The organism is Secundilactobacillus paracollinoides DSM 15502 = JCM 11969 (genome assembly GCF_001311135.1).
Lineage (GTDB): Bacteria > Bacillota > Bacilli > Lactobacillales > Lactobacillaceae > Secundilactobacillus > Secundilactobacillus paracollinoides.
In genome coordinates this window covers 1-10,879 of the sequence record NZ_BBAG01000075.1, presented here as the reverse complement: position 1 = coordinate 10,879, position 10,879 = coordinate 1, and the positions used below count along the sequence as shown (strand labels likewise).

The window sequence follows — 10,879 nt, the reverse complement described above, 5'->3', positions numbered from 1 at the left end:
ATGTTGCTCCTTGGAACTCACACGCGCATAACCGATTTTAGCCATTTCCGGTTCTCATTTTGGACAGTTCTAATGAACATCTGTAATTCCTAGCATAGCACAGAATCAAAAATGGCCACTAGGGTATACTCTAACGGATCGTCCAGAAACGTCTTGAAACAAAGCTGTAAATTGTAATTTTATTTTGCATTAAATTTAAGGGGTGCTTTGCACTAATAAATCGAGTAGGAGACTAGCCATTAATTGACTAGTCTCCTACTCGATTTAAAATAGTCCTTTTTTCAATATATAAATACTTTAACTGCCATAAGCATACCCTTTTTCCAGTTCGTCTTTACTTGTAGTTATTTCTATTGTGATATGATTCTTTACACCCGATGTATGGGCAAGCTCTGCAATTTCTTCTTTGATTTCCCTAGCCTTGTTTATATCGGAAGAATCTATAAGAACCGTGACGATAAGGGCGTTTTCTTCCCCGTCCAGTGACCAAATGTGAAAATGTGAGAGGTCTTTTACAGCAGGAACATTTTTAATGGAGTCCGCCAAGCTCTTTACGTTTACATTTTCAGGCGAACCATTCAATAAAATTTTCATTGTGGTGAAAAATTCAGGAACGGTTTTGTAGAGGATATAAAGTGCAATCAAAATCGATAAGATAGGATCCAATCGATAAGCCTCGGTAAAGTTCATTAGAATACTCACAATCAAGACTCCAATCCACCCTAATACGTCTTCCAGCATATGGAGGTTCAACATGCTCTCGTTTTTGGATGTGCCTTTGCTTAAAATCCACGCAGCATATCCATTCAATGCAATAGCTACGAGAGAAAGCCAGAACATGCCACTATAATTTACGGGTTGTGGGTCAATCAAACGTGGCACACTACGATAGATCATAAAAAACGAGCCACTAATTAGCACAACGCCAGTTATCAGCGCGCCCAGTAAAGAAAAGCGGTTATAGCCAAAAGTGAACCGTTCATCTTGTTTTTTCTCTGAATAACCTTGAAAAAACCAAGCGAATCCAATTGAAATAGAGTCCCCTAAATCATGAACTGCGTCGGACATAATGGACACACTATTGAAAAGAAAGCCAAAGAAAAATTCGCTTATAGAGAAAATAAGATTTATGAAGAAAGCAATTTTAATATTCTTTTTCGGTTGATTCTGATTCGAGTGATTATGGTCTTTATCTGATTTTGACATTTAAAAACCTCCTAAGTTTGTATGCTACATACTAATTGGTTTTATTTTTCTAATTCATTAACATGAGTTAAGACTCGTTCGAGAATACTAAAAACATGAAGGTCATCTAAACTGTAAAGCATACTTTTTCCTTCTCTTCTTGATTTCACTAAGCGTGCGTCTTTCAACGTTTTTAATTGATGAGAAATAGCGGACTGTTCCATGTCCAGAGAAATAGCGATATTTCCAACACTACACTCTTTTTTCTGTAAAAGAAAGAGAACCGACAATCGTGTAGGATCACTAATCACCTTAAATAGTTTGCTTATTGACAGAATAGATCCTTTATCGATTGGAGAAGTTGTTTTTATATCCATAGTGTTTTTATTCCTTTCATATGACCTTTCGTTCATATCTATATTACCATATGAGCGAAACAATGCTAATCTTTTGTTTATAAAAGAGAAGTGGCGTTCTCTTTATCTTGACAAAATGTATATAGCGATATAAAATGAGTATACAAACATATGATTAATTAGTCATATGTAAAGTGGATTCATTACGATTTACTTTTGGAATAAACGAAAGGAGTCAGAAATAGCAGAAATTTATGTGATTCAAGAAGTAAATGATGGAAAACAAAGGAATTATAAATTATATAGGGAGGCAATAGAAGTGGAAACTATCCAAGAACAACAGTCTCAAGAAAAGCATAATCATAATCACAACCACGATCACGACCATGATCATGGGAAAATGCCAGTCGTTTTATACTTTATTGGTTTAGCCTTAGCGGTGATCGCTTTATTTTTGAATGAAGATTATCAGTTAATGCGAAATATTTTATTCTCAATCGCTACAATCAGTGCAGGATATCATGTCATTATTCTTGAAGGCCTTGGAGAAACAATCGAGAACTCCAAAGTTCAAAAAAAGTTCATGCCCAACTCTCACATTTTGATGGGATTAGCGGCCATTGGCGCTTCTTTAATGGGGAATTTTTGGGAAGGTACATTATTGATTCTTATTTTTTCTGGTGCACATTTTTTGGAAGATTATGCAGAAGGAAGAAGTAAACGAGAAATCACGAAATTACTCGAAATGAATCCAACGACTGCCCGGTTAATCCAGCCTGATGGCAGTACAAAAAATGTTGACGTCAGTGAATTAAAAGTGGGAGATCAACTTCAAGTATTGAATGGCGATCAAGTCCCCATTGATGGCGTCATTTTGTCAGGCTCTACGTCCATTGATGAGTCATCTATTAATGGAGAAAGTATCCCGAAAGAGAAATCCAAAGGAGATGGCGTCTTCGGGAGTACAATCAATGGAACAGGTACCTTCACGATGAAAGTCACCAAAGAAAACAAAGATACAGTATTTTCAAAAATTTTACAATTAGTGAATCAGAACCAAGATAACCAAACAAAAGCTGCGAGTATTATCCAAAAATTTGAACCGAAATATGTCACAGTTGTTTTAATTGCCATTCCTCTATTCATGTTATTGGCTCCTTTTCTACTTGATTGGACATGGTCACAAAGTGTCTATAGAGGATTGGTCCTTTTAGTTGCAGCTTCACCGTGTGCTTTAGCAGCAGCTACTGTCTCGGCAACGCTATCGACGACTTCTAATTTAGCCAAAAAAGGAGTCCTTTCAAAAGGTAGTTCTTACCTGTCTCAATTAGCCGATATTAAAGCAATTGCATTTGATAAGACGGGCACCTTGACCAAAGGAAAACCTGAAGTAACCAATTATTATTTTGCTGATTCCGTGAACGAAGAAAACATGATTGATATCGTAGTAGCTCTTGAAAAAGAATCCAATCACCCCTTAGCAGATGCTATTCTAAGAAAGTTTGAGCAAAAAAACAAACTAACTATTGAAGTAGAAAACCAAATTGGTAAAGGATTGACGGGAGATTACAAAGGGAGAAATTATCGTATAGGAAAACCGACTTCGTTTGATGATGTTTCAGATGAATATAGTCGTTTAAATAATGAATGGGCGTCAGAAGGTAAGACAGTCGTATACGTAGCAGTAGATGAAGAGGTTATAGGCCTTATTGCCCTTATGGACGTTCCGAGTGAGCATGCAAAAGAAACCATTGATTATTTCAGAGAACAAGGCATACACACCACATTAATTACTGGTGACTCAGAAATGACGGGTAAAGCAGTCGCTAAACAATTAGGAATAGATGAAGTGATTGCGAATGTCATGCCGGAAGACAAATCCAGAATTATAGACGAACAAAAAGAAAAATACGGTGTAGTTACCATGGTTGGAGACGGAGTGAATGATGCCCCCGCTCTCGTAAACGCAGATGTGGGAATCGCTATGGGAGATGGGACCGATGTGGCAGTAGAGGTATCGGATTTAGTTTTAAAGCAAAACGATTTATCCAAATTGGTACAATCTCATAATATATCTACGAAAATGAATCGTGTCATTTGGCAGAATGTTATTTTTTCAATGGCCGTTGTTGCCTTTTTAGTTGTCGTTAGTTTCTTAGGCTTAACGGATATTGCAATCAGTGTCATTATTCATGAAGGAAGTACATTGGTTGTTATTCTGAATGGGCTTCGATTGTTAAGGTCTAATTCTAAGCCTATCAAAAATTAATAACCTGTTTCAAATATTAACTAATTCTCGTTTTCATATGCCTCTGAAGTTTTGGAAACTTTAGAGGCATATTTTTATAAATCAGTTAGTATCAAAAACAATCGATTATGGGACGATTTTAAATAACAACTTTTATAGACTAGAAGAAGGGTTTTTTAGTGCCAAAACTTTTCTCTTTATCTACGTATCTTTACCCACCCTTTATGATACAATTGAGAAAATCAAAATAGAGAAGGAAGAGGATTATGAGTGGGTATATATATGGGTATGCAAGGGTAAGTACACGATCACAAGAATTGTCTCGTCAGTTGGATTTGCTCAATGAACATAACTGCAACGAAATACTGACCGAAAAAATGACGGGAACCAAAGCTAACCGTCCGCAATTAAATCGGCTGAAAGATAAATTGCGTCCAGATGATACAGTTATCGTGGAAAGCTTCTCTCGTTTGGGGCGCAGCACAAAAGATTTAATTGATCTTGTAAATTACTTTGAAGAACATAATGTAAAGTTGATCAGCTTAAAAGAGAATTTTGATACGGTCACTCCCCAAGGGCGACTTATGATGACTGTGTTTCAAGCATTTAGTCAATTTGAACGAGATTTGATTGTTGAACGCACAAAAGAAGGTTTAAAAAGTGCTCGAGCTAGAGGGCGAAAAGGCGGGCGTCCTCCTGTGAACCAACGAGATATTGAACGAGCAATAAAATTGTACAAAAGTGAGGAATATAGTGTGAAAGAAATTGTTGAGATGACAGGAATCAGCAAGTCAACGCTTTATCGTTACTTGGATAAATAAAAATTGACGATTAATTTTATTTAATCGTGGGAAAGAGGTGTTCTCATGAACCAAGAACTTCCTCCATTAACTTCATATTCAGAAGAACTACGACAAAATGCGATGGATAAATATCAAGTGATTGCCCCTTATCTTAAGCATGAAGAAAGTTTGAGTAATATTGCTGAAGAATCAGGGGTTCCAAAAAGAACTTTATACCATTGGGTAAATCAATATCAACAATCAGGGTTGAAAGGATTGATCCGAAGAAAGCGCTCGGATTCAGGAAGCTTTAAAGTAGAAGAAAATGTACAAGAAGAAATTAAAAAGCTTATATTTGAAAACAAAAAAAACACCTTAACTTCTATTCATCGGAAAGTCTGTAAAATTTGTAAAAAGAAAAATTGGGCCCCGCCTAGTTACAATCAAGTATATGCGATTGCTAAAAATCTGTCGCCACAATTAAAGGAACTTGCTCATAAAGGAAAAAAAGAATATCAAAATAATTATGATTTGGTTTATCGTCGTGAGTCTTATTATCCCAATGAAATATGGCAGGCTGACCACACTCCCTTGGATATCCTTGTTTTAAACGAAAAAGGAAAGCCTGAGAGGCCATGGTTAACAATTATTTTAGATGATTATAGCCGAGCAGTTGCAGGGTATTTCCTTAGTTTTCAAGCTCCTTCTGCTATTCAAACTTCTTTAGTTTTACACCAAGCAATATGGAAAAAAAGCAACTCTGATTGGCAAATATGTGGTATACCTGAAACTTTCTATACCGATCACGGAAGTGATTTCACTTCAAATCATTTGGAGCAAGTCGCAATTGATTTAAAAATCAATCTTATTTTTTCTACGGTAGGTATGCCAAGAGGACGGGGGAAAATAGAACGTTTCTTTTTAACAATTAATCAATTATTTTTGCAAGATTTACCAGGTTACATTGGGAATCAAAATACTTTAAATCTTCTTACGATAAAAGAGCTTGATGAGAAATTAGCGCATTTTATTATATATGACTATCACCATAGAGTGCATGGCACTACAAAACAGGAACCTATAAAGATGTGGAATAATTCAGGATTTCTTCCTCATCAACCAGATAGTCTAGAAAGTTTAGATTTATTGTTATTAAATGTTGGAAAGCCAAGAAAAGTTCATTCTGATGGAATTCACTTCCAAGGTTTAAGATATATTGACACCAATTTAGCAGCTTATGTAGGTGAAACTGTTATCATTCGATATGATCCAAGAGATATTGCTGAGATTCGTGTATTTTACAAAGACCAATATTTATGTACGGCAATTTCTCCTGAAATTTCTGATTACGAAGTCGATTTAAAAGAGATTGTTGCGGCACGTAATAAAGCACGGAAAAACCTTGAAAATCAGCTCCATTCTGGAAATAATATTGCGGAAGAACTTATTTCATCTAAGCAGAAAGAGTTAGATAATCCTGTAAACAAAAAAGATTCTAAGAAGTCAAAAATTAAGAGGTATTACAATGAATAAAACACCCTATTTTATTGAAACAAAAGAATATAAACGCTTTGTAGAATTTTGTCAGGCATGTATCAAATACAAATATATCGGAATTTGTTATGGATTACCCGGAGTTGGGAAAACTTTATCCGCTAAGCAATATTCAAATTGGAATTGGGTCGAAAAACAAATTGATTACAAAAAATCGGAAGAAATCGGAATGAATGCAGATGAAAAAATCCTTGAAGCGAAAACAATATTTTACACCGCTCCAGCCATACGGGCGACTAAAATGACGAATGAAATCGATATGATCGGTGGTAAAATGGGTATGGTTAAAAGTATGTATAGAGTTCTTCAGTTAGGAGCAGAAGAAAAATACTCAACGAATGTGTATGAAGAAATTGATCTCATTATTATTGATGAAATAGATCGATTAAAAGTACAGCATTTAGAACAATTAAGAGATATTTATGACCAAAAAGATGTGGCTATGATCTTTATTGGAATGCCGGGTATAGAAAAGCGATTGGCTCGTTATCCTCAACTCTACTCGAGAATAGGTTTTGCCCATGAATTTGACAGATTGAGTAAAGACGAGATCCACCATATTCTGGAATACAAATGGGAAGAGTTAGGATTATCTGTCCAACTGGAAGATTTTGCTAATTATGAAGCTGTCACTAGTATTATTAAAATTACCAGTGGAAACTTTCGACTTATCCAAAGACTTTTCACCCAAATCGAAAGAATATTAGAAATCAATAACCTTGAAACTATCACGACAGAAGTAGTGGAAGCTGCACGAGATAGTTTAGTCATTGGAGTAAAATAAGTAATAAAAAGGACTATTTCATTTAGCGAAATAGTCTTTTTTTGTTCTATTAGTGCAACATAGCGCTTGAAGTTAGTGCGAAATAAAACCAAAATTTACACAAAGCCTAAAATCCAATTCAAATAAGTGACCCGAAACGATTCCTAAGATCGTTTCGGGTATTTTTATGGGTAGTTAAGAGGGGAGCACCGCGCCCCTCTTAACTACCCATAAAAATAGCCGTTACCGAATAGGTAACGGCTATGAAAATCGGAATAATTTGCTTTGAGAAATGATCTAAAACCATTTTCAAAATAAATTATTTATTACCATAGTTTAAAGCCAAAAGAACCTAAAGAGGTCTTCACATGCATTTAGTAGACATTACCAACTCATGTAGCTCTTGTGTAGCAGAATATTGCAATTACCCAGCGCTTATTAAGTTAAATATAGAAATGCTGATTATAAATATTCCTAATATAATTAGAGCTTTACGGTAAGGAGACTTAATATTCATCTTCTTGCCAGCCCATCCCAATATAGGCCCGATTATAAAGGAATCCATTGCCCAGTTACTTAAAGATTGCTGGATATGTTTCTCTGAGAACTAAAAGAGAAAACTAGCAAGACGACTCCGCATCCCAATATAAATAAGTTAATCAGTAAAGTAAGCATTTATCTACCTCAGTGAGAACAGATACCAGAGTTGTGAAAAGACAAAGAATGTACCAATAACAATATATCGAAACCACATAATCGCATGTATTAGGATAAATTTGCAATCTACCATATAACCCTAAATCAGAATTACTCGTTATTTAGTGTGATTCTTAAAATTTTTGAAAACAACAAAATTTATTTACTTATTTGCTAAGTAGGACTATGGTTATTTTAATAAATACTTAACAGATAAAGCAATCAATGATAGGCACCTATTGAATAAATAATCGTAATAATTTTTATCTGGTAAATCTTTTTGACTAGTTTCATGATGTCTAATATTGTAAGTGTTTCCAATATGCGTCAGCAATGTAAATTCGTCATTAAATGTTTTACGGAAGTATTCGTCTTCATGAGCCATATTCTCCACTATTTTTTCGGCTGATTTTTTCTTGCCTAGTGATTCATAGTATGTTTTGAGTCTCTCCAATGCCCCCCACAATTTTTCTAGTGATTCTTGACGAGCTGAATTATTTGGAGTTCTATAGAAGTCAATAGCACTCTCTAAAAGATCATGTAGTGTTTTATCTGTTAGAGATTCAAAACTAGTTTCTATTTCCGGTGTTAGAACATCATCATCAACGAGTCTTTCGATAATCTTTTCATCGTTTAACTCATACAGTAATCCAGCTTCCGAAAATAATTCATTAATTGAATCTTTAAACTCATTAAATACTTTTGAGGAATCATATATATAAATATTTTTGTAATTTCTATAATTTTCATTGTTCCATGCTTCGCGCACATCTTTAATATTTTTCCCAAAGAATTCAATTAAGTCTAGTAAAGCGTACTGATCATAATTATCACCAGATTTAGGAGCAGCAATTGCTCCTGATTCATTTCGAAAAAGTGATGGTATTTTACTATTAATCCTTTGCGAAAAAAGTTTTTCATTAAACTTAATGTAGTCTTTATCTACAAATGAATTATGACATGGTAGTTGAAAAATTTTGGTAAGGTTCTTTTTATATTTTGTACAGCAACTAAGTAATAGAGAGTACATATTTTCGTTTATACAATATGTGTGCTGTTTCAGGTCTCTTTTCCCATTTCTTTCAGAATATAATTCCATAATTAGATCCCCCAATTAATATGTTTTCAATACATTTTCTTCCTGGTTTTTCAATGCTACTCTCTTTAATTAATACATATTTTAAATAATTCTAATTAGTATCTAAAATATTAAGAAGCTAAGATAGTCCGATACCATATACCCTAATGACCTTTTTTGATATAAATTTAATGAATTTTATATCAGTATGTGATTCTACTAAATTTTTGGTGTTTGAATATTTTCTAAGACTTTATGTTTCTAATTTCTTCTCATTGAGACTTCATGTGACAACTTTTCAAGGAGTTTACTCATGAAGCCAGATCTATCATTAGCAAAAAATTCTTCTACTGTCATTTCTGAAGTGACTTCACTGGCCAGTGTCTCTTTAAGGTGAGGTTCGCGTTTTCTTATGCCAGCCTGTTTGAGTGTTTTTGATACATCAGAGTTACTATCAAGAAACGGCATATTAAACCCATTTCCAACTATTTTTGAAAAATACCTTTCAATTGTGGCAGGTGAAACATAATTCTCGATTTCGCGTTGATCAGTAAGACTAGCGAATAAGCAATGCGGGTCATCTTTTAATTCATTGACTTCTACTTTGTGAGCTTGATTCATATCTCTGTCAAAAAGATAAAAGGAAGGCAAGTTTAATGACTTAAGATATTTTAGAGTAACCCACTGAGAAAGGTTTCCGCCGCCCATAGGAACAATTAATAATTCTTGAGTATTTGTAAAGTCAAGATATTTTTGGGCGTCGTATTGATTTAGAACCTTGGATAAGGTTCTAAAGAAGGTAACATCAGAAGGCCCCTCAACATAAAAAACTATTTTGGCAGCCGACACGTTAGCAAATAATCCAACCTCTTGAGCTGCCATTGACAATGCATCTTCATCATCTAAAACTTCCGTAACACCATGTTCTCGTTTTATTAATCTTACACCGGAATTAGGAGCCATTTTAGCAATTTCTGCTAAATGAGTTGTTATTAATATCTGACAATTAATTCTTTTTCCTAATTCAAGCAACGATTTCATAATTTTTCTTTGATTGTCAGGGTGTTGTGCTGTTTCTGGTTCCTCAACTGCATAAATTAAGCCATTAGTCATTAATGCCTCATTGTTCATGTCGACTTTTGCCCTAAAAAAGTTGAGTAAAACAAGACGACGAACACCACTTCCTCTTTTATTAAGAGGGATTCCTTGTTCGTCTTCTATTTTAAACTGGAAAAGCTTATCCCATTTAGGATCCCCTTGATAAACTGGCTCGAGTCCTTTAGCAACTTCTGGATCCATTTCTCTCAATTTTGAAATGGTTACTTTAGCTACTTCTGTTACCTCCTCTTTTACCTTGTTCTGGATATTTTCAAGATCTTTGGTTGCCTTAGATAGTGATTCTCTGATTGCAACATTCATAGGATCTTGAACCTCCGAATCAGAATCGTTACTAGGTCTATCTGATTGAAAGAGAGCATATATCGGGAGTGAAGCTTCTATTTTATTCCATAAACTTTTTCCGTCGACTTTTTTTTAAGTCGATTTCTTTTGTCGAAAAACTTTGTATCTTATATGCAGACCTTATTGCCATTCTAATTGGAGCATTGGCCACAAGTGATTCCACTGAGTTTTGTATGGGGTTAGGCAATTTTTTTAAAGCTGAAACTAATTTAGTATGTGTTAAATATAATAAGTCAGCTAGTTCTGGATTATCTGGATATTTTGTAATCGCAAATATCTCTGGGGTTATTGTTTTTTTGGAAAAATCATAAACTTTTTTTATTTCAAGATTGCCATTGCTATTGACGAGATACTCATCATTTAGATTAGTACGCTGAGTACTATCTATAATAATGTTTTGTGGAAGGCAGGAAAACTCACAAGAGATTGAAACTGACTGATCATTTTCGGCGTGAATATTAAGATCATTTTTATCTATTTTTACTACAGAGTTGTTAAAAAATATTTCGAGCGCATCCACAATTGTGGACTTTCCAACATCATTTTTACCAATTATAGTAGTCATTTGATCATCAATATTTACCTCAGCATCATTGTATCCTCTAAAATTATGTATCTTTACTCTTACTAATTTCATATTTGCTTCTCCTTGCTTGATAATAAAATAACGGTCAAAAGCTTAAAAGGCTATAACAATATTACTGGACTAATTCTCTTATATTTTGGATCCTTTTTTACTGCAAAAAATATTGCAAA

Annotated in this window: 9 protein-coding genes; 4 read left to right on the top strand and 5 right to left on the bottom strand. The window is 34.4% G+C overall.

Annotation, left to right across the window (positions count from 1 at the left end):
- Positions 1–297: 297 nt before the first annotated feature.
- Both JCM11969_RS14770 and JCM11969_RS14765 read right to left on the bottom strand, forming a co-directional pair.
- Complete coding sequence (locus JCM11969_RS14770) at positions 298–1,206, bottom strand: cation diffusion facilitator family transporter (protein ID WP_054712331.1); 909 nt, start codon at positions 1,204–1,206, stop codon at positions 298–300.
- A 41-nt stretch (positions 1,207–1,247) separates the two neighbouring features.
- Positions 1,248–1,562, bottom strand: a complete 315-nt coding sequence (locus tag JCM11969_RS14765) for an ArsR/SmtB family transcription factor (protein WP_031274120.1) — start codon at positions 1,560–1,562, stop codon at positions 1,248–1,250.
- 298 nt (positions 1,563–1,860) lie between these two features.
- On the opposite strand from JCM11969_RS14765, the gene JCM11969_RS14760 reads away from it, so the two are divergent.
- The 4 genes from JCM11969_RS14760 (at position 1,861) to JCM11969_RS14745 (ending at position 6,909) form a co-directional block, all read left to right on the top strand.
- On the top strand, positions 1,861–3,810 hold the full coding sequence (locus JCM11969_RS14760; RefSeq protein ID WP_054712334.1) for a heavy metal translocating P-type ATPase: 1,950 nt from the start codon (positions 1,861–1,863) through the stop codon (positions 3,808–3,810).
- Between the two features lie 245 nt (positions 3,811–4,055).
- Positions 4,056–4,610: a recombinase family protein gene (locus tag JCM11969_RS14755; RefSeq protein WP_002316688.1), complete on the top strand. Its 555-nt coding sequence runs from the start codon at positions 4,056–4,058 to the stop codon at positions 4,608–4,610.
- 45 nt (positions 4,611–4,655) lie between these two features.
- Positions 4,656–6,104: a TnsB C-terminal domain-containing protein gene (locus JCM11969_RS14750; protein ID WP_002316689.1), complete on the top strand. Its 1,449-nt coding sequence runs from the start codon at positions 4,656–4,658 to the stop codon at positions 6,102–6,104.
- On the top strand, positions 6,097–6,909 hold the full coding sequence (locus JCM11969_RS14745; RefSeq protein WP_002316690.1) for an AAA family ATPase: 813 nt from the start codon (positions 6,097–6,099) through the stop codon (positions 6,907–6,909). The genes JCM11969_RS14750 and JCM11969_RS14745 overlap by 8 nt, the downstream gene beginning before the upstream one ends.
- Before the next feature lie 865 nt (positions 6,910–7,774).
- Here the strand turns inward: JCM11969_RS14745 and JCM11969_RS14740 are convergent.
- From JCM11969_RS14740 to JCM11969_RS20015, 3 genes are all read right to left on the bottom strand, one after another.
- On the bottom strand, positions 7,775–8,683 hold the full coding sequence (locus JCM11969_RS14740; protein WP_054712330.1) for an AbiJ-NTD4 domain-containing protein: 909 nt from the start codon (positions 8,681–8,683) through the stop codon (positions 7,775–7,777).
- Between the two features lie 240 nt (positions 8,684–8,923).
- Positions 8,924–10,144: an ATP-dependent nuclease gene (locus JCM11969_RS14735; protein WP_263850081.1), complete on the bottom strand. Its 1,221-nt coding sequence runs from the start codon at positions 10,142–10,144 to the stop codon at positions 8,924–8,926.
- 19 nt (positions 10,145–10,163) lie between these two features.
- Entirely contained in the window at positions 10,164–10,760 is a 597-nt protein-coding gene (locus JCM11969_RS20015) for an ATP-dependent nuclease (RefSeq protein WP_054712328.1), read from the bottom strand.
- Between the last annotated feature and the right edge of the window lie 119 nt (positions 10,761–10,879).